This window comes from Thermanaerosceptrum fracticalcis, from assembly GCF_000746025.2.
Lineage (GTDB): Bacteria > Bacillota > Peptococcia > DRI-13 > DRI-13 > Thermanaerosceptrum > Thermanaerosceptrum fracticalcis.
The window spans coordinates 781319-800200 of record NZ_CP045798.1 but is presented as its reverse complement, the minus strand read 5'-3'; the positions used below and the strand labels follow the sequence as shown (position 1 = coordinate 800200).

At 44.4% G+C, this 18882-nt stretch carries 22 protein-coding genes; 2 read left to right on the top strand and 20 right to left on the bottom strand.

Annotated features, from left to right (window positions below):
* Positions 1-9: 9 nt before the first annotated feature.
* From trpS to BR63_RS04085, 17 genes are all read right to left on the bottom strand, one after another.
* The gene (gene trpS, locus BR63_RS04165) at positions 10-996 is read right to left on the bottom strand and encodes a tryptophan--tRNA ligase (RefSeq protein ID WP_034421413.1); all 987 of its coding nucleotides are present in this window, start codon (positions 994-996) and stop codon (positions 10-12) included.
* Positions 997-1013: 17 nt separating this feature from the next.
* A complete protein-coding gene (locus BR63_RS04160; protein WP_034421415.1) occupies positions 1014-1625 on the bottom strand; it encodes a site-2 protease family protein in 612 nt (203 codons plus the stop codon).
* A gap of 2 nt (positions 1626-1627) precedes the next feature.
* Entirely contained in the window at positions 1628-2821 is a 1194-nt protein-coding gene (locus tag BR63_RS04155; RefSeq protein WP_081908096.1) for a CCA tRNA nucleotidyltransferase, read from the bottom strand.
* Between the two features lie 141 nt (positions 2822-2962).
* Positions 2963-4057 (bottom strand): CoA protein activase, encoded by a 1095-nt coding sequence (locus BR63_RS04150; protein WP_034421418.1) that lies wholly within the window; start codon positions 4055-4057, stop codon positions 2963-2965.
* Positions 3984-5012, bottom strand: a complete 1029-nt coding sequence (locus tag BR63_RS04145; RefSeq protein ID WP_051965610.1) for an acyl-CoA dehydratase activase-related protein — start codon at positions 5010-5012, stop codon at positions 3984-3986. The genes BR63_RS04150 and BR63_RS04145 overlap by 74 nt, the downstream gene beginning before the upstream one ends.
* Positions 5013-5145: 133 nt before the next feature.
* Positions 5146-5757: a stage V sporulation protein SpoVABEA gene (spoVAEA, locus tag BR63_RS04140; protein WP_034421419.1), complete on the bottom strand. Its 612-nt coding sequence runs from the start codon at positions 5755-5757 to the stop codon at positions 5146-5148.
* Positions 5758-5767: 10 nt separating this feature from the next.
* Positions 5768-6127: a stage V sporulation protein AE gene (gene spoVAE, locus BR63_RS04135; protein WP_034421421.1), complete on the bottom strand. Its 360-nt coding sequence runs from the start codon at positions 6125-6127 to the stop codon at positions 5768-5770.
* Between the two features lie 13 nt (positions 6128-6140).
* Positions 6141-7148: a stage V sporulation protein AD gene (gene spoVAD, locus BR63_RS04130; RefSeq protein ID WP_034421423.1), complete on the bottom strand. Its 1008-nt coding sequence runs from the start codon at positions 7146-7148 to the stop codon at positions 6141-6143.
* 9 nt (positions 7149-7157) lie between these two features.
* Complete coding sequence (gene spoVAC, locus BR63_RS19945) at positions 7158-7835, bottom strand: stage V sporulation protein AC (protein WP_420825491.1); 678 nt, start codon at positions 7833-7835, stop codon at positions 7158-7160.
* 231 nt (positions 7836-8066) lie between these two features.
* Positions 8067-8855: an RNA polymerase sporulation sigma factor SigF gene (gene sigF, locus BR63_RS04120; RefSeq protein ID WP_034421424.1), complete on the bottom strand. Its 789-nt coding sequence runs from the start codon at positions 8853-8855 to the stop codon at positions 8067-8069.
* Positions 8856-8870: 15 nt separating this feature from the next.
* Positions 8871-9323, bottom strand: coding sequence for an anti-sigma F factor (gene spoIIAB, locus BR63_RS04115; protein ID WP_034421426.1), 453 nt, complete (start codon positions 9321-9323; stop codon positions 8871-8873).
* Positions 9324-9325: 2 nt separating this feature from the next.
* The gene (gene spoIIAA / locus BR63_RS04110) at positions 9326-9685 is read right to left on the bottom strand and encodes an anti-sigma F factor antagonist (RefSeq protein WP_034421428.1); all 360 of its coding nucleotides are present in this window, start codon (positions 9683-9685) and stop codon (positions 9326-9328) included.
* Positions 9686-9838: 153 nt separating this feature from the next.
* The gene (locus BR63_RS04105; RefSeq protein ID WP_034421429.1) at positions 9839-10996 is read right to left on the bottom strand and encodes a D-alanyl-D-alanine carboxypeptidase family protein; all 1158 of its coding nucleotides are present in this window, start codon (positions 10994-10996) and stop codon (positions 9839-9841) included.
* A 231-nt stretch (positions 10997-11227) separates the two neighbouring features.
* Positions 11228-12565, bottom strand: coding sequence for a pyrimidine-nucleoside phosphorylase (locus tag BR63_RS04100; RefSeq protein WP_034421431.1), 1338 nt, complete (start codon positions 12563-12565; stop codon positions 11228-11230).
* Positions 12566-12589: 24 nt separating this feature from the next.
* Positions 12590-13774, bottom strand: a complete 1185-nt coding sequence (locus BR63_RS04095) for a phosphopentomutase (protein WP_034421432.1) — start codon at positions 13772-13774, stop codon at positions 12590-12592.
* Positions 13775-14131: 357 nt separating this feature from the next.
* On the bottom strand, positions 14132-15019 hold the full coding sequence (xerD, locus tag BR63_RS04090) for a site-specific tyrosine recombinase XerD (protein ID WP_034421434.1): 888 nt from the start codon (positions 15017-15019) through the stop codon (positions 14132-14134).
* A 67-nt stretch (positions 15020-15086) separates the two neighbouring features.
* Positions 15087-15335 (bottom strand): hypothetical protein, encoded by a 249-nt coding sequence (locus BR63_RS04085; protein ID WP_034421435.1) that lies wholly within the window; start codon positions 15333-15335, stop codon positions 15087-15089.
* Between the two features lie 178 nt (positions 15336-15513).
* Here BR63_RS04085 and BR63_RS04080 point away from each other — a divergent pair, with 178 nt between their 5' ends.
* Entirely contained in the window at positions 15514-15798 is a 285-nt protein-coding gene (locus BR63_RS04080) for a 4Fe-4S dicluster domain-containing protein (protein WP_420825490.1), read from the top strand.
* 101 nt (positions 15799-15899) lie between these two features.
* Here BR63_RS04080 and BR63_RS19440 read toward each other — a convergent pair whose 3' ends face one another.
* Positions 15900-16262, bottom strand: coding sequence for a hypothetical protein (locus BR63_RS19440; RefSeq protein ID WP_243270062.1), 363 nt, complete (start codon positions 16260-16262; stop codon positions 15900-15902).
* 97 nt (positions 16263-16359) lie between these two features.
* Between BR63_RS19440 and BR63_RS04070 the strand changes: the two genes are divergently transcribed.
* A complete protein-coding gene (locus BR63_RS04070) occupies positions 16360-16629 on the top strand; it encodes a DUF4911 domain-containing protein (RefSeq protein WP_034421438.1) in 270 nt (89 codons plus the stop codon).
* Positions 16630-16676: 47 nt separating this feature from the next.
* Here the strand turns inward: BR63_RS04070 and BR63_RS04065 are convergent, their stop codons facing one another.
* On the bottom strand, positions 16677-18053 hold the full coding sequence (locus BR63_RS04065) for an alanine/glycine:cation symporter family protein (protein WP_034421440.1): 1377 nt from the start codon (positions 18051-18053) through the stop codon (positions 16677-16679).
* A 208-nt stretch (positions 18054-18261) separates the two neighbouring features.
* A complete protein-coding gene (gene spoIIM, locus BR63_RS04060) occupies positions 18262-18882 on the bottom strand; it encodes a stage II sporulation protein M (RefSeq protein WP_051965611.1) in 621 nt (206 codons plus the stop codon).

The following is an 18882-nucleotide window of genomic DNA, read 5'->3' as shown; positions in this document are numbered from 1 at the left end:
TTCACCACTTTATATTTTCATAACAGAACGTACTAAATCCAGGGTTTTCCGTGCTTCCGCCCGGGCCTTTTCCGCACCGTTCTCCAGTATCTCCTTTAAAAGCTGAGGCTTGTTTTCATAATAAACTCTTCTTTCACGGATAGGTGTCAGAAATTCCTCAAGCCTGCCGGCCAACCGCTTTTTACAGGCCACACAGCCTATGCTGCCGCTCCGGCAGGATAAGCGTATCTCCTCAATTTCAGCGGGATTATAGATATTTTGATAGGTGTGCACCAAACAAACTTCGGGATTTCCGGGGTCAGTTTTCCTGATTCTTGCGGGGTCTGTAACCATCATCTGTACTTTCTCCAGGATCTCTTCCACCGCCGCACCCAGGGGAATAAAGTTATTATAACTCTTGCTCATTTTTCTGCCATCTACACCCGGGAGCAAAGACACCTTGGCTAAAATGGCCTGAGGTTCAGGTAAGATATCAGTCTGGTAGAGGTGGTTAAAGCGCCTGGCTATTTCCCGGCACAACTCCAAGTGAGGCAACTGGTCTTCCCCTACGGGAACGGCATTGGCACGATAGATTAAAATATCTGCCGCCTGTAAAAGGGGGTAGCCCAGGAAGCCATAGGTGGAGATATCCTTCCCTTCTTTACCCAGCTGCTGAATCTGGTCTTTGTAGGTAGGTACTCTTTCCAGCCAGGATAGAGGAGTAATCATGGAAAATAAGAGATGAAGCTCAGCGTGTTCTTTCACATGGGATTGTACAATAATTGTACTTTTTTCCGGGTCTAAACCCACACTCAACCAGTCTAAAAGCATCAACCTGATATTCTCTTTTATTTCCGATGTATCTTCATAGGCCGTGGTAAGGGCATGCCAATCCACAATGCCAAAAAAACAATTATACTCATCCTGTAATTTAACCCAGTTTTCCAGGACGCTCAAGTGTCCGATATGAAGTTTTCCCGTTGGCCGCATGCCGCTAAAAATTGTGCCTTTCTTCATTACTGTCCTCCTTTAAATTAACTTCCTATGATCAATTGGCCAAAGCGTAAAATAGTAAGGATAATTCCCCGTGCAGGAGTGATAAGAAAATCTGTGATGTTTGTGACTATCAATAACATAAGAAGCAAAGGGCCATAGGCCTCTAATTGATATAAAAATCCATGCAGATGGCGCGGTAAGATACCAAAAACAATTTTGGAGCCATCAAGGGGAGGTACGGGTATCAGGTTAAACAAAGCCAAATAGACGTTAATGCTGGTCAAGGCCAGAGAAAACGCAGCAAGATACGTATATTTGTCAAATAGATTGTACAATATGCCACCCAGCAAAGCAACCAACAGATTAGATAAAGGACCGGCTAAAGCTACCAGCATCATTCCCCTTTGCCGGTTGCCCCGGAAATAATAGGGGTTCACCTCTACAGGTTTGGCCCAGCCGAAGCCTGCCACCAAAAGCAGCAAAGCACCCAGGGGATCAAGATGTGGGATGGGGTTTAGGGTTAACCGCCCTTGCTGGCTAGGGGTAGGGTCACCCAGGAAGGCCGCCATTCGCCCATGGGCATATTCATGTATGGTTACGGCTATCAGTATTACCGGTATTTTGATCAATAATTTGGTGATGGAAAGCATTATTATTTCCCCCTTTCTATATAGTGTCGTAGGTAAGCCAGGCCTTCCTCCCTCGTCGTAAATTTACCATGAAAAAAAGCCTCTTTTATTGTAATGAGAAGTCTTCCTATTTCAGGACCTTCTTTGAATCCTGCCCGGATCAGGTCTTTCCCGGTTAAAGGCAGCTCCGCAGCCTGCACTTTTTCGTAAAACTCCTGCCAGCTGCCTGCCCGCTCCCGGAGATGGTAATAGCAGAAATAAATCCCCTCCGGGGGAAGATCCCGCAAAGCATGATAAATCTTTCTTTCGGGGAGGCCTGGCCCTGTTTTTACTAAAGTAAGCACGGACAGGGTATGGGCCAATTCTTGCTCATCACGTTTGCTAATCCCCCAGTAATTGCTTAAAGCGGGGAGTTTATCCGGTTGTGTTTTGAGCAGAAACAGTAAATAGATGAACCAGAGACGTATCTTCCTCGTGTTTGGGAAATCTTGAAATGCACTTATCTCCTCAGTGTTTTCCCGCTGAAAGGATACATTGATGAACAAAAAAGGCCAGCCGCCCAGCTCATAGATATCATTTAGGCAGGCGCTTATCCGCGTTTCTTCACATAGTAATTTCCACTCATGGAACCTTCTGGCCGGGGACACCTGAGTGAGATAGGGCCAATCCTTTCGAAGGGAAGCTAACGTGCCCTCTTCTATGGTGAAACCGAGACGGTTTTTAAAACGTATCGCTCGCAGAATACGGGTGGGATCGTCACGAAAACTCCCCTTGTGTAAATAACGGATCATTTTCTGCCGCAGGTCTCGCTCTCCGCCAAAGGGATCAATTAAGGGGCCCCAGTCCCTCTTCCGGACAGGCATAGCCATGGCGTTAACCGTAAAATCACGCCTGGCCAAATCCTCTTGCCAGCTTGCCGGTGAAACTTTCGGTAGAGCGGCAGGTTTTTCATAAACTTCCTTCCGGGCCCGGGCAATATCAATGTTATAACGCCCCGTTACAATGGAAACTGTTAAAAAGTCACTGTTGATGCTTACCTCACCTTTGAGTACAGTCCCTAATTCTCTCCCCAGGGCAAAAACATCACCCTCTAGAAGAAAATCGTAATCGCGTATGACACCATCCAAGAGGAGATCACGCACTGACCCTCCCACGAGAAAGAAAGGGCCGTAATGCAAGAAGCGGCAAAGGGTTAAGATAAGGTCCTGATCCAGCATCTTTTCCTGTCCCAAATCTTTGCATAATTTGCTTTATTATAACACAAATAAGCGGAGGAAGCATGTTCCTTGTGTTTATACTTTTTTACTCACCTAAAAGAGAAACCAGGGTAACCCCTGGTTTTAACGGTTTTAAAACACTTACCCGCATTGGGTTTTGCTTTCTACTTTTCTTTGCAACAAGTCCACAAAGGCTTCTAAACGCGTCCCAATGCCTGCCTCACCTGACTGTTCATCGACATAAATGGTAAGTACCGGTATGCCATAATATTCGCTGACCTTGGGGAAAATGGTATGGGCCACGATTTCGGGCATACAGGTTAAAGGCGCCACCTGGACAATACCGTCATAGCCCTGTAAGGCGAAGGATGCTGCTGCCCCTATGGTTTCCTGGCCGTGCCCCCCCACAAAATGATTAAGGAAAGGGTTTGCGAAATCACTGAAAGAAATCTTTGCTTTCCTACGAAAAAGACCTATGAGCAAATGGCTTTCAATCCACTCACTTAAATACAAGGACCGGGTAACATGGGCACCCAAGTGAGCCAGTTTTTTCTCTATATCCACACTGGCAAAAGGTTCCAGTAGAGTATAAATCTCGCCTACCAGGCCAATCTTTAAAACCGGCTTCGTAGTATCTTGAGGAATATGGAGCAGTTTTTGTTTGGCTAGACCAAAAGCATCGTTCAAGTCCGGAATATTTTGGGCCCTGTCTATAGTTAACAAGGAATGGGCAAAGATTTTGTCGGCCGTACCCTGTACATATTCCCGCGGCCTAATTTCCTGTACCAGTTTTTCCAGTTCATCGACAAGACAGGCCTTATGGTAGCCAAAACGAATACCCTGTATGACCTTCCACCAGGAGACGGGGCCCACAATTCTTTTCACCCTTTTAATAAACTGCCACACACTGACATCAGGTGGTTCAATCACAAGGGATTCATAATCATAGCCCATGTCCACCAGTATTTCCTTTTCCAACTGGGCGTAGAGCCCGAATCTGCAGGGGCCTACCCCGCCGGCCATTAAAATCGTGTCTGCACCCAGTTTTTTTGCTTCGATAAAGTTACCCAGGTTGATTTTAAGCGGCAGGCAGGCAAACTCGGGTGCATGTTGCACACCTAAATTTAAGGTATTTTTACTGCTGGGTGGAGGTACTACCACATCAAGACCCATATATTCCAGCATACCTTTGATGGTTACCCAGGTATTCCCCATATGCGGAAATGTTATTTTCATCTATCTCCCTCCTCCACCTGAGTAAATCCAGAAAAGCCTCTATTCTCGTATTAATTCCTGCTTCACCGGTATGTTCATCCAAAGTGATATTAAGATAGGGTATTTTCATTTTCCCTAAATACCTAATTATCATATTCCCTACGATAGAATCAATACCACAACCAAAAGAAGTTAAAATGACCACTCCTTTGTTGCCAGGCATTTCCCGGAAATACCTGGCGGTACCCAAGAGTGATTTCCCGTAAGTCCAAAACATTCTTTTGGATAAAACCCGCGACTCTACCTGCTGGACATATTTAGGAACTTGATTGGACGTTATAAGGTTGCACCCCATTTGTTTCAACTTGTTTCTAATCCCCATATTTATATAATCATCGTAGAGGTTATACTCGTGGCCTAAAAGCAAAATATTAAGATCACCGCTGTTATCCAGGGTCTCACTTTTGAAAAATACCTCTTCCGGATAGATCCCCTGCAAAAGGTCAAGTTCATACTTTTGTTGCACTTTCATGGCTGACCGCCAGGCCTTCTGCACCCGATTAAAGTTTTCCCCCATTAGCTCGGCAATTTCCTTTAAAAATTGATGATGGTTTTCCTTTGCCCGCATATTTAAATTCGGTGAAAGAAAATCCGATTTAGCCGGTATGTTGGCCTTTACCATATCAGGAATGCCAATGATCTTTGGACATATATAAGAACCTTTTTCAATGCTCACCAATCTGGGGACGAAAATATAATCCAGTTCTCTTCCGGCTAATTCAGCCACATGCCCGTAAAACACTTTTACGGGAAGGCAGGCTTCATCTACAACCTTACTAGCTCCTTTATCCATAATGCCTTTATTCGTTTCAGATGTGGTAACAACTTCCATGCCTAAAGATTCAAAAAAAGAAGACCATAGAGGGGAAAAATTATAAAAAAGCAGTCCTCTGGGAATTCCTATGCTTTTAGTCAATACGCACCACCCTTAATCGTACGTTTTCTATATTTTTAACATATATTTTTAGTTCTAAACCTTTTACTCCTTATCTTTCCCACCTAATTCTGCATCAAAAAATTCCATATTCTGTTTTAAATCTTTCCCCAGTTCATATTGTTGTGTTGTTGTGGTCACACTGCTGAGCCTCCCAGTTTTTAATGACTAATTCTAAAGCTTTCGTGGTTATTTCCGCTCCTTTATAGGCGCTGTCCTTACCCTCCATTTTCCCGATATCTCCGATACCGACCACAACGGGGATGACATCTTCCAATTCATTTAATACATCGACAGTATCCCCCATAAGCGCATCGTTGTTGTAAGCGGGGTTCCCGCATTTATCTACCGGAACATCCACTACCTCTTTGTTTTTAGTCACCGCATAATCAACATGTATGCCTTCGATACTTTCGGTATTAGAAGCTACAGCCAGGACACCGATGACCTCAATATCAGGGTGTTGAGCCACGTATTCCAGTACCTCTTCCCCTTTCCCCTTCCTGCACGAACCTTTGTCGTCAACCATGACCACGACAGGGTCATGGTTCGCCTTTTTGACAAGATCTATTAACTGTTGTCCACTGATCGGTGTAGGATTTCCAGCCGAGGCCGAAATACACCTTCCCCCAATATTGCTGACCGCCTTTTCTACTGCCTTCCGGGCTATATCGTCACCATCAGTGACAAAGATGACTCTGTGTTTGCCTGCAGACGGTTCCATCATGTCCCTCACCCTATCCCTTGGGATTAAATAATGTAGCCACCACTAAGCCAAAGACAACAGCAGCGGCAATACCTACAGAAGTGGCTTCCAGTCCTCCTCCCAAAGCGCCTAAAAGACCTTTATTTTTTACAGATTCAATAGCTCCCTGGGCTAGAGAGTGGCCAAAACCTGAGAGCGGTACGGTAGCACCGGCTCCCCCCCATTCAACCAACGGCTGATAAAGACCCAGGGCACTTAATACTGCCCCCACGGTTACATAACCTACTAAAATATGACCCGGAGTAATGTTAAAAGGAGTTAAATCCATTATGAGTTGACCAAATAAACATAAAGCCCCACCTACCAAAAAAGCCTTAATTAAATCTTCCATCTCTTTTCACCCCTCAGCTGTATTCCAAAACAACCCCATGGGCTATACAGGGTATGGAGTTGCCTTGGAAGCTACTGGTAGGACTTAAAAGTGCTCCCGTACCTACCAGAAAAATTCTTTTGTATACACCTTTTCGCATTTGCTCTAAAAGATACCCTGCAAGCACCACGGCAGAACAACCACACCCACTGCCCCCTGAATGAGTGTCCTGTTCAGGACTGTAAATAAGAATTCCACAATCAGATACATTTCCTGTATCCATACCCTGTTTTTTAAGTAGTTCTTTTAAAATATTGTTGCCCAAGAGGCCTAAATCCCCCGTAATAATCAGATCATAGTCATCTATTTTTCTTCCAGTATCCTGAAGATGGGTTTGGATGGTATCAAAGGCGGCCGGGGCCATGGCTGTTCCCATATCATTGGCATTCATTGTCCCCATGTCTACCACTTTACCAATGGTAGCCTGGGTTATTTTAAACCCATGGGATTTATTCTCTACAACAAAAGAGCCGCAGCCCGTTACGGTCCACTGGGCCGTCTTGGGACGCTGTACACCAAGTTCCGTGGGAAATCTAAATTGCCTCTCCGCCGTGTCATGATGACTGCTGGCCGAAACCCCCACTTTGGCGGCATAACCCCCATCAATAAGAACTCCGGCTAAGGCCAAACCCTCCGCTAAAGTGGAGCAAGCGCCGAACAGTCCGAAAAAGGGAACTCCCAGGGAACCGGCTGTAAAATTGGCCGTAATGATTTGGTTCAGTAAATCACCCGCCAGGTAAAAATCCAGGTCAGTGGGTAATAGCCCTGCTTTTTCCAAAGCCAGTTCCATACTGTACTGCATTAACTTCTGTTCGGCTTTTTCCCAGGTTTTTTCCGAGCCTAATGTATTATCCCAGATCACGTCGAAGTAATCAGCCAAGGGACCCTGCCCCTCCATGGGCCCCACCACGGAAGCCCAGGATTTGATAGACGGTATACTATTGAATTGTAACGTTTGTTTTCCCAGCTTTTTCAGTACCATGTCTAATCCCTACTTTATAAAGTAATATATAAGACCAATAAAGATAGACACCACCGTACCATAAGTAATTACCGGCCCGGCAATGGTAAAGAGTCGTGCCCCTACGCCATAGACAAATCCCTCTCTTTTAAATTCCAGGGCTGGCGCCACCATAGAATTAGCAAAACCCGTAATCGGAATAATAGAACCGGCGCCGGCAAACTTCCCCAGTTCATCATAAAGACCTAAACCGGTAAAAAGAGCGCCGAAAAAGACTAAAGTCGCCGACGTAGCTGTACTGGCTTCTTTTTCCACTAGTCCTCCCTGTTGAAATAAAGCAAACATGACCTGACCAATCACACAAATTAAACCACCGACGACAAAGGCTAGGATAGCATTTCGCAATACTGTCATAGGAGGCGCCATTCGCACAGCCATCCTCTGATAATTCAATTGTTTTATTTTCAAGAGTTCTTGCTGCTGCTGTTCAATCTCGCTCTTGAGTTTAATGATTTCCTCCCTGTCATCCTTTTCTTTTTGTGCTTCTAAGAAGAGTACAGTTTGGTGATCCTGCTGTAATTCTTTGTTCAACTGTTGTTCCAGTTTTTTTTCCAGGTTTTCTCCCCGCTCTTGATAACGCTTAATCAGTTCCTGGCGTTGGGCCAGCCGTTCCTTAATTTTTTCCACATCGAGAACTTTTGCTGTCAATGTATCAACCTACCTTCGTTAAAATTAATCAATAAGTGACAACCTTTATTATTTATCCGAATCTGTGATGTTATACGTACTTCCTAAACAACGTGTAGCACAGGACAAAAACAAAAACCACTTTGTTAAGAAATTGTTAATTAGTCGAGGTGCCAGGCACCTAAACTTTCTGAATTTTTTTGAATTAATACAGGCGTTTCTATTGTTTTAGTAAAAAAACAGAGTCTTACTTTAAGACCCTGTTTGAAAGGCGTCACTTTGCAGCAAGTGCCGTATTTTTTTTAAGGCTTGTCTTTCGATACGGGATACTTGTACCTGGGATAATCCTACCAAAGCTGCCACTTCTGTTTGAGTTTTATCTTGATAAAACCTTAAAAGGATGATTTCCTTCTCCTTGTCAGGCAGCTTTTCCAAGATTTCTTTAAGGGCAATCCTGTCAAACCAGTTCCCGTCGTCCTTTTCATTACTCAGCTGGTCCAGTACATAAATGGGGTCCCCATCATCCTGGTAAAGGGTTTCGTGTATGGATGTGGGCAGCTGGACAGCTTCCAAACTGGAAATTATTTCTTCTACGGGTAAGTCTATCGCTTCCGAAATTTCTTGTAAGTTGGGTTCCCGCCCTAATTCCTTGGTCAGGGAATCCCTGGCTTTATTAATTTTATAGGCATTTTCCTTCAAGGACCGGCTGACCTTTACGGGATTATCATCGCGTAAAAAACGACGAATCTCACCTATGATCATGGGAACGGCATAGGTGGAAAATTTTACGTTATAAGAAAGATTAAACTTGTCAATGGCTTTGATTAAACCTATTGTACCAATCTGAAATAAATCCTCTAATTCGTAACCCCTGTTGGTAAACCTCTGGACGAGATTGAAGACTAGTCGTAAATTACAGTTGATGAGCTTCTCCCTGGCGGGGTGATCTCCCGCCTGGGCTCGGATTAAAAGATCCGTCATCTCATCATCGTTTAACAGGGGAAAACGGGGCAAATTCATCTCTGATAATCTAACATTCATAAATTTTACCCTCTCTTATGAGACGGCCTTTTGAATTCCGGCACCTTCTAGCTTTTTGGTAAGTATTACTCTGGTACCGTTATTGATTTCCGACTCTACTTTAACTTCATCCATAAATGACTGCATAAACACAAAGCCAAGGCCCATACGCTCGGGATCAGTGGTGAAGGCTGGCTGCATTGCTTGCGGAATATCAGCTATACCTACTCCCTCGTCAATTACCTCTATAACGATGGAGTCTTCATAAAGAGAACCAATCAGTTTAACAATACCCGCAGGCTTATTCCGGTAACCGTGGATAATGGCATTGGATACAGCCTCCGAAGTGGCTACCTTAATTTCTTCCAGGTCATTTAAGGTTAAATCAAGCTGCGAGGCTAAAGCAGCTATGGTAATCCTGGCCAGCCCCACATTTTCCGGTATACTGATAAATTCTAATTTTATTTGGTTTCTTACTATTTTATCCATTTTTATGCCTCCTTAAGTGACTTTCTCTCCAAATAAGTCCATGCTTCATTTTCGCTGTTAAAAGCAGGAATAATCGAGAGGATTCCTGATAGTTCCAATATTCTTTTGATGTTAGTGTTCATACCGTAAATAATCATGATTCCCCGCTTTTCCTGTATTTTACGGTACCTTCCCAAAATCACACCCAAACCCGAACTATCTATAAAGCTTACCCGTGTCAAATCCAGGAAAAGATTTTTCGTAAACATTTCATCTATGGCTTTATCCAGCCTTTCCCGGAATTCCTTTGCTGTTACCAGATCCAATTCCCCGGTAATTTTAACAAGCAATGTTCTGTTTTTGCTGTTAAAAATGAATGACATGTCTTTACCTCCTTGTCCACTTTATGGATAGGTATTCTCCAAAAACAGGCAAATTCCTGCTAATATCTGGAAATTGTTTTTATAAACATATAAAAAGGCGCTCCCAAGCAAATTTGGGTTCGCCTTTATTCACCATTAAGCTTATTTAACCATTTAACCGGTAACTACTCCCCGTACGACTTTGCTGAATTCTCGCCACCAGGAGCCTTTGTCCACACTATCTTTCGCTACTAAATTCACTCGCTCTATGATCTCACCATCTTTAAGGATGGAAATATGTCCCACAACTTGACCGGCTTTAACGGGGGCATTAAGGATGGGAACAGCCGTTACTTGCGTGGTCAAATTTTTGTCCTGACCTTTAGGCAAGGTTATCCCCACTTTTTTCTCGGGGATAGCTGCTACCGAGTCCACCTGGCCTTTACCGACCTTTACCTGGGTGATAATTTCGTTTTCTTTATGAAACTGTTTAAAGGTATATTGGGAGTACCCCCAGTTCCACAAGATTTTAGTATCGGCAAAATGCCCGCTTTTTTCCGGTGATCCCATTACGACAGAGACAAACCTTAAACCATTCCTCTCCACGGTAGCCGCCAGGCAATACTTAGCATCATTGGTCCAGCCGGTTTTAAAGCCATCAGTGCCCGGATACTGCCAGAGGAGTTTGTTTTTGTTATCATACTGAAAAGGCCGGTCCGTACCCTCACGAATACGGTAATGTTTTACTGAACAAAGTTCTCTTAATTCCGGATACCTTAAGGCATATAAAGCAATTTGGGCCAGGTCGTAGGCAGAAGTATAATGGTTGGGATCGTGGAGACCATTGCAGTTGACAAAATGGGTATTTTTCAAACCTAGTTCCGCGGCTTTTTTATTCATCATATCCACAAAAGCTTCATGAGTACCGGCAATATGTTCGGCAACTGCTACACTGGCATCATTCCCCGAAGCCAGGGCAATCCCTAACAGTAGTTCTTTGAGGGTAAGTTTTTCTCCCGGTGCCAGGTAAATCTGGGATCCTCCATAGGAGGCCGCATTGGGACTGGCGATAACCTCATCATTCATGCTGGCCTTCCCTTCTTTAATGGCCTCCATGGCCAGGACAAGGGTCATGAGCTTGGTGACACTGGCGGGAGGTAAGGTTTTATGAGGATCTTTCTCGTAGAGAATTTTTCCGGAATGGGCGTCTATGAGAATGGCTGATTCCGCTTTAACAGGTAATTCTACACCCAATACTTGTTGGGGAGCAAGGAACATAATTAATAAGATTACCACAAGGGTGGCATAAATATTTTTCAATTTTTTTGACATGTTTCTGCACCTCCTAGCAAACTAGTTCTAGTTTTCCCCCCGATGCTAAAGAAGTATGTAAAAACATATTACATAGTACGGAGCAACGAGGTAAAACTATGAGCAGGAGGTGACAATATGGAAAAGGCTATTGCATTTTTTTTATTATTGATAATAAGTGCCAGCCTGGTTTATCTCTTCGTAACCCACATACTCCTGGCAATAATAAAGTTAGTTAGACAACAACAGCAACTAAAGTAGCCCATTGTATGATTCACGTCCCTTCTTCGTCACCACACCATAGATGAGGGGGTTTTTCTCAACTTTGGAAGGAGAAAATGTAAATGCTTCCCGTACATATTTCATGGCTTCAGCCATTCTTTTTTCTTCATTATAGTAGAGAGTTAGCAAAGGCTGGTCCAGTTTAAAATAATCCCCTCTTCGACCATGAACTTTTAAACCAACAGCCAGATCAATGGCAGCATCTTTCGTTTCCCTTCCTGCCCCTAAAACCATGGCCGCTAAACCAAGGGCCTGTGCGTCAATTTCGGCCAGATATCCTTCAGCCCACGCTTTTACAATCAATTTGCCCCGTGCTTGGGGTAATAAAGTTAAGTTTTCCAATACTTCCGGATTGCCGTGCTGGGCTTCTATAAGTTCTTTCATTTTAGCAAGAGCCCTTCTCTCCTCAAGCAGCCCGGTAAGTATGCCTTTTGCTTCAGCAAAATCTTTTGCTTTTCCTGCAGCTAAGATCATATAGGAACCGAGCCCCAGGGATAACTCCCGTAAAGGGCCGCTCACTTTTCCCTGTAATACTTCAATGGCCTCTTGGACCTCCAGGGCATTGCCTATGGCCGAGCCTAATGGTTCATTCATATCTGAAATAATGGCTACTGTTTCCCTACCCGCTCTGGTACCAATTCCTACCATTGTCTCTGCTAACCTAAAAGCTTCTTCCGTGTCTTTCATAAAAGCTCCGCTGCCGGTTTTTACATCCAGCACGATGGCCTGTGCACCGGCAGCGATTTTTTTACTCATAATGCTGCTGGCAATTAGTGGTATGGAATCTACAGTGCCTGTAACATCACGTAAAGCATATATCTTTTTATCAGCCGGAACTAAGGCGCCGCTCTGACCGACCACAGCTACGCCGATTTTATTGACCTGCTCGATAAAGGCCTCTTTACTGAGTATAGTATGAAAACCGGGGATACTCTCCAACTTATCGATGGTACCGCCTGTATGACCCAAACCACGCCCCGACATTTTAGCTACGGGTACACCGGCAGCCGCTACCAGAGGGGCCAGCACCAGTGTTGTTGTGTCAGCCACTCCTCCGGTACTGTGTTTGTCCACAATAGTCCCCTTTATGGCGGTAAGGTCAATGGTTTCACCTGAATTTACCATGGCTAAAGTAAGATTGGTTGTTTCTTCCATATCCATGCCACGAAAATAGACGGCCATACAAAATGCTGCCATTTGATAATCTGGAATGTTGCCTTGAGTAAAATTATGCACTAAAAATTCTATTTCTTCTTTGGTGAGGCTATAACCGTTACGCTTCTTAATAATCAAGTCTGTTGTTCTCATAGGAGGCTCCTTTCCTCATAATCCTTATTTTTGTTCATTGCCATGAAGAAGCTCAGGGAGAAAACTCTCTCCCACACAGGTATAATCCAGGTGATAGAGTTCTGACAGGGTGGCGGCTACATCCGCAAATGTTCTGCGCGTCCCTAAATTTACATCTCTTTTTACCCCTTTACCATAAACCAGCAGGGGAACATATTCCCGGCTGTGGTCTGTACTGGCAGTGGTAGGATCATTGCCGTGGTCCGCAGTGATGAATAACCAGCCGTCCTCTGCTACAGCCTCTATGACATCCTTTAACTGGGCATCCATCTCTTCCAGGGCTTTAGCATATCCCACAGGGTTATTACGGTGCCCGTAGGTAGCATCAAATTCAACCAAATTGGTGAAAATCAAACCACTTTTGAGCTGTCCCCACAGTTCCAAGGTTTTTTCCATCCCCTCATTATTACTCTTGGTGGGGAAACTCCGGGTAAGGCCCTGCCCGGCAAAAATATCATATATTTTACCTACGGCGATAACTTCTTCCCCTTTACTTTTCAGGGCATCCAAAACAGTAGGTTCAGGGGGCAACAGGGAATAGTCGTGCCTGTTCGCCGTTCTGGTAAAATCCCCCGGTCTTCCTGCAAAGGGACGGGCAATCACCCGCCCTACCGCCCAGGGACCGGTTAATAAGCTTCTTGCTTTTTTACACATCTCGTAAAGTTCAGGAAGAGGAATGACTTCTTCATGGGCTGCGATTTGAAACACACTGTCCGCGGAGGTATAAACGATGGGAAATCCTGTCCTCATGTGCTCTTCGCCCAGTTCTTTAATGATTTCGGTACCGGAAGCCACTTTATTGCCCAACACTTTGCGCTTGATAAGTTTTTCAAAGGCTGTGATAATTTCGGGGGGAAATCCCTGGGGAAAGGTTGGCATCGGGTCGCGGGTCAAGATGCCGCTTAATTCCCAGTGACCTGTGGTGGTGTCTTTCCCTTTGGATAGTTCGGCCATACGTCCATACCCGCCTAACGCCATAACATCTCCCGGTACCCCCGGTATGTCCGTGATTTTGCCTAAACCTAAACGGGCCAAATTCGGCAGTTTTAAACCTTTAACGGCTTCCGCTATATGTACCAGGGTATTACTACCCTCATCGCCATACAAATGGGCATCGGGTAAAGCACCGATACCTACACTATCCATAACGATCAACATTGTTTTTGTCATGTGCTTATCCTCCTTTAAGTTGGGGACATTCCCGCCCCTTTTCTCCTTTGCGCTTTCCGACTTCCGATTTCAGAATTCCGCTGAAAGCCACTAGTAACTAGGAGCTATCCTAAATTATCAATCAGAATGAAGGTTTTACCACAAACGTTCCCTATCGGAGCATAGCTAAACAGACTTGGCGAAGTGAGGTAGAAAAATCAGATGGGCTGACAGGAGGTCAGACCCAACCCGAAGCCAGTCCACGGATGGACTGTTGAGGGTGGGCTGATTTTTCCCGAAACGAGCCTTAGTCTGTTCTATGCGAAGATCGGGATACGTGGTGGCAAACCTTAATAAATATTTTCTTTCTTCTGCTGGTTATGCCCGCGGATGAGTTTTGTTGTATACTTCTTTAAGCTTACTTTTCGTTAGGTGGGTGTAAATCTGTGTAGTAGAGATATCGGCATGCCCCAGTAATTCCTGGACAGATCTTAGGTCAGCCCCATTGATTAAGAGATGGGTAGCAAAGGAATGCCGCAAGGTATGGGGCGAAATTTCTTTATTGATGCCAACTGCCACAGCATACTTCTTTATAATTTTCCAAAAGCTCTGCCTCGTCATACGCTTTCCGTGATAATTGAGAAACAGGGCTTTTTCTCCCGTTTTTTTTACCAGGAGGGGCCGTGCTCTTTCTAGATACTGTTGAAGACTGTGGGCAGCCAAAGAACCTATAGGAATAATCCTCTCTTTGTTTCCTTTTCCGACACAGCGTACAAAGGCCAAATCAACGTCTACATGATTGAGGTCTAAACCGGTCAACTCCGAAACCCTCATGCCCGTGGCATACATCACTTCTAACATGGTCTTGTCTCTTAAATTTCCCGGGTCTGAACCCCGGGGCCCCGCTAAAAGCTTGTCTACCTCTTCCACCGTCAACACCTTGGGCAGTTTCTCGGTCAGTTTGGGGGCATCCAAGTGAATGCTGGGGTCTGCCTCCAGGTATTTCTCAAGGCATAAAAAGCGAAAAAAACCTTTGAGAGACGAAATTCCCCTGGCTACTGTAGCCGGCGAGAACGTGCTTTTTTTAAGATAAAAAACGTAACCAGCCAGTAAATCTTTGTCGATTTCCTCTATTTTTACTTTTTTCGTATTTTGCAGGTACATGAGAAATTTGGTCACATCTCTTTTATAGGAGTCCAGTGTATTGCGGGAAAGCCCTTTCTCCACCTGAAGATACTCTATAAATTCGGCCAAAAGCTTGTCCATGCAAGAAATGCCTCCCTTTTGTAGAAAATATATATTACCATTTCCACAAAAGAGAGTAATTTCCTCTTTACTTCTTGGGGACTGTGGTAGCCGGATTAGCATTTTTAGTCGGGGAGTTGGAATTAGCTGGTTGGCCTTGTACCTTTACCGGTTGTGTGGTTACATCCTTCTGCAGGTTATCGGAAGGAGCTACGGTGGCATTATCCTTGGGAGTCAAATACCAGTTCAAACCCAGTCCCAAGCCTACTAACAAACACACACATACCAGTAAGGCCAAAAGTTTTCTTTTCCACCTGGTTATCGTAATTAAAACCATAGTCATCCCTCCTTTTTTAGTTATATATGTGGTGTGATAAACTCTTAGAATATGTACACATTCTCCAGTCCCTTAAATTTAAAAATTTTTAGATGGACGATTTACTTATAACCCTTTGTGTTTTCGGTCATTCTATAGCTAAAGAACTTTGTTGGATTAAAACATGGGAGGGATAGCTGTGGAAAGGAAATGGAAACAAACGACTCAGGAAAATAACCGCGGTACCTGGACTATATTTCCCGATCTTTGTAAAGGCTGTGGCCTTTGTATTGAAAAATGTCCCGTGAAAGTCATATATTGGTCAGAAGAACTGGGCTTTATGGGGACACCCGCCGTTAAAACACGGATGGAAGGCTGTATTGTCTGCGGAATTTGTGAGACTGTCTGCCCGGAACCTGCTATCAGAGTGGAACGCAAAGCTAAAGAAAAAGCACCTACAGCCCGTGTGGTCAATGAAAGTTAGTTGAGATAGGTAAATTTCTTTGTCAACACACGTAAAAGACCAAGAGCTTTCATTTAACTTCTTGGTCTTTTGGCTATGAACATCCTATTGTAATATCCCTTTTAATCCTGACCGTAATTGCCGGTAATTGATTCCACCTTATAGAAACGTTCTCTTAAGTGCCTGATGGTGCCTTCCGGAACGCCAAATTCCCTGGCCATTTCCGTATCGCTTTTATTCTGAGCCAAGCCGTCGATGAACTGATCCGCATCGATACCCACTTCATCACATACAAAATGCATACCAGGTTCCACGCCCCAGGGCGGGCCCTTAAACCCGTGTTTTAGTTCAGTAGATCCTGTTTCATATTTGTAAGTACTGCCTTCACCGTCTAAGGCGACAAAGGCGGCTGACCCCATGGCTGCAGGTACAAAAATATGTCCGACGGGAGCATCGCCCAAGAGATCCTGTTTAGACTTTTCCATGATTATTTATTCCCCCTTTTTCCACTGGGATTCTACTGCTATTATTTACTGAGGAGAATGATTTTATTTCAAATCTCTTAAAAAAGGAAGGATTAGATTGTCTGCTTATCACGGCAAGAATACCCTTTCCACCATCCGGCCGGAGAACAGAGAAGAAGCACTGGTTAAAATTAAAACAAAGCCGGAACACATCAATTTTATCATCAAAATATTGGAAACCCACAGTCACCTGACCATTCCGGTACAACTGGATCCTCAAGAGGGATATGTAGGGTTACACACCCCCAAAGACCGATTACAGGAACTTCTCATCATTTTAGAAAATATTCCCCGGCCTTTGGAAATCATAAATAAAATAAATAAATAGAGAAAAGCACCCGGTTTTGGCCAGGTGCTTTTAACTTAATTCATTTATTATCCTCGAGCCTGTTCTTTAGCATAAAAGTTCTCAAAGAAGTCTTTGGTCTCCGATACTACTACTCCGCTTAATAAGAGGAGTCCTATGAGGTTAGGTATAGCCATGAGCCCGTTTAAGGTATCAGCCAGGTCCCAAACAAAAGAGAGCTTAGCCACAGCGCCAACAAGAACGGCGATGACCCACAAATAACGGTAAGGTTTGATGGCTTTGGTACCGAGGAGGTACTCAGCACATTTTTCCCCGTAGTAAGCCCAGCCTAAAATGGTGGAGTAAGCAAAAAGGATAATACCAATGGAGACGATAATTCCACCCCAGTTACCTGGTAAACCTTTACTGAAAGCGGCAGTGGTTAAAGCTGCACCTGTCAGAGTCTTGGGGTTAGCCATTTCCCAGGTTCCGGTGATGGTCAATACCAAACCGGTGATAGAACATACCACAATAGTGTCAAGGAAGGTACCGGTCATAGATACCAGTGCCTGGCGGGCAGGATGGTCAGTCTTGGCGGCAGCGGCAGCGATAGGCGCACTTCCCAAACCGGCTTCGTTGGAGAAAACACCACGAGCCACCCCGAAACGAATAGCTTGAGCCACAGCAGCACCGGCAAAACCGCCGGCAATTGGTTGGGACCCGGCAAAGGCGGCCTGGAGAATAGTGGCGATGGCCTGAGGCAGATTACTAATATACATTATAATGATAACTAAACCACCAAGGATATAAAATACGGCCATAAAGGGAACTAACAAAGCCGTTACCCGTCCTATACTCTTAATACCGCCCAGGATGACCAGGGCCGTTAAAATGGCGAGAACAACACCGCTGGCCCAAGTAGGCACCTTAAAAGTGGTTTCAATTGCTGCGGCTACAGAGTTGGATTGAACCATGTTGCCGATACCAAAACCGGCTGCTGCACCAAAGAAGGCAAAGAGTAAACCCAGCCATCTCATATTAAGTCCTTTTTCCAGGAAATACATGGGACCGCCGGCCATTTCACCGTTCTCATCAACAACCCTGTATTTCACCGCTAAGATAGCCTCGGCGTATTTGGTAGCCATTCCAACCAGGGCCGTTACCCACATCCAGAAAACAGCACCAGGTCCACCCAAGGTTACGGCTGTGGCCACACCGGCGATGTTACCGGTACCAATGGTAGCAGCCAGTGCCGTCATGAGAGCCTGGAAATGGCTGATATCCCCCTGTGAAGTTTGGTCTTGATTTTTGCTGAAAGCTAATTTCAAAGCATAAGGTAAATACCGGAAAGAGACAAATTTTAATCTAAGTGTGAGAAATAATCCGGTACCAACTAATAAGACCAGCATGTACGGACCCCATACCAGGGAGTTGACCGTACCTACAAATTTTTCAATGGCTTCCATCTGTTCACTCTCCTTATATTACTGTAAACAAAAAGATAATACCGCTAAAAGACCTGATTCACCCCCTCAATAAGAATAAAAGGAGATACCAGCATCATTATTATACTTAAAAAACATTGTCTAAACAACGGCTTTTTCGAAATTATCTCGCATATTGTATACAATTTGTTTCGTGTAGGAAAACACATGTAATGAAATTGTATACCAACTAAGCCAGGCTTAAAAGCCTGATAAAGACAGGGGAAATATATCCTTCAATGAAGGCCGCCCCCAGCATGAACAAGGATAGACCAAACATAATGATAGAGTAATGCAATACACCCCGTGAGATGGGTTGGGACCTGAGCCCTTCCCGTCCTCTGATTAAATACAGGGAAAAGTTTATAGCCGTAACCCCGGCCAGAATATAAGCCGGCAGTGACAAGATATTAGGAGGAACAATGGCTAATAAGGCCAGGACAACGCCCCGCCAGGCTTTCTCCTGGAGGATAAAGCCGATGGTAAAGCCTAAAACGAAACCTCTGGTGAAAATAATCACCAGAACCAGGGGCAAACCGATTATGGTAAGCCCTAAGATAAAAATTTTGCCCAGATTATAAAGATTTCTTAACATCGCCTGTTTCGTATTCATAGCGTAGTTAAGCTCCTCACTGATCTGGGTTAAACCATTATCTAAGTATTGATGCAGGGAAGAGGTCTGTTTACTGTCGAGGGCCTTTACTCCCAATGAACCAAAAATTAAGCCTGCCGTAAAACAAAGCAGTACAAAAAGATATACCCACCAGCTTGAACGGAAATGTTGTGTCATTTTACTCTTAAGCTTATCCAC

Coding starts and splice junctions, on each gene's coding strand:
- BR63_RS04085 (WP_034421435.1), bottom strand. CDS start 15,335: ATGGTTTTAATTACGATAACCAGGTGGAAAAGAAAACTTTTGGCCTTA.
- BR63_RS04095 (WP_034421432.1), bottom strand. CDS start 13,774: ATGACAAAAACAATGTTGATCGTTATGGATAGTGTAGGTATCGGTGCT.
- trpS (WP_034421413.1), bottom strand. CDS start 996: ATGAAGAAAGGCACAATTTTTAGCGGCATGCGGCCAACGGGAAAACTT.
- spoIIAA (WP_034421428.1), bottom strand. CDS start 9,685: ATGTCATTCATTTTTAACAGCAAAAACAGAACATTGCTTGTTAAAATT.
- BR63_RS04065 (WP_034421440.1), bottom strand. CDS start 18,053: ATGGAAGCCATTGAAAAATTTGTAGGTACGGTCAACTCCCTGGTATGG.
- spoVAD (WP_034421423.1), bottom strand. CDS start 7,148: ATGGTACTGAAAAAGCTGGGAAAACAAACGTTACAATTCAATAGTATA.
- spoIIAB (WP_034421426.1), bottom strand. CDS start 9,323: ATGGATAAAATAGTAAGAAACCAAATAAAATTAGAATTTATCAGTATA.
- BR63_RS04155 (WP_081908096.1), bottom strand. CDS start 2,821: ATGCTGGATCAGGACCTTATCTTAACCCTTTGCCGCTTCTTGCATTAC.
- sigF (WP_034421424.1), bottom strand. CDS start 8,855: ATGAATGTTAGATTATCAGAGATGAATTTGCCCCGTTTTCCCCTGTTA.
- xerD (WP_034421434.1), bottom strand. CDS start 15,019: ATGGACAAGCTTTTGGCCGAATTTATAGAGTATCTTCAGGTGGAGAAA.
- spoVAEA (WP_034421419.1), bottom strand. CDS start 5,757: ATGATGGAACCGTCTGCAGGCAAACACAGAGTCATCTTTGTCACTGAT.
- BR63_RS04160 (WP_034421415.1), bottom strand. CDS start 1,625: ATGCTTTCCATCACCAAATTATTGATCAAAATACCGGTAATACTGATA.
- BR63_RS19440 (WP_243270062.1), bottom strand. CDS start 16,262: ATGGAAAAGTCTAAACAGGATCTCTTGGGCGATGCTCCCGTCGGACAT.
- BR63_RS04105 (WP_034421429.1), bottom strand. CDS start 10,996: ATGTCAAAAAAATTGAAAAATATTTATGCCACCCTTGTGGTAATCTTA.
- BR63_RS04150 (WP_034421418.1), bottom strand. CDS start 4,057: ATGAAAATAACATTTCCGCATATGGGGAATACCTGGGTAACCATCAAA.
- BR63_RS04100 (WP_034421431.1), bottom strand. CDS start 12,565: ATGAGAACAACAGACTTGATTATTAAGAAGCGTAACGGTTATAGCCTC.
- spoVAE (WP_034421421.1), bottom strand. CDS start 6,127: ATGGAAGATTTAATTAAGGCTTTTTTGGTAGGTGGGGCTTTATGTTTA.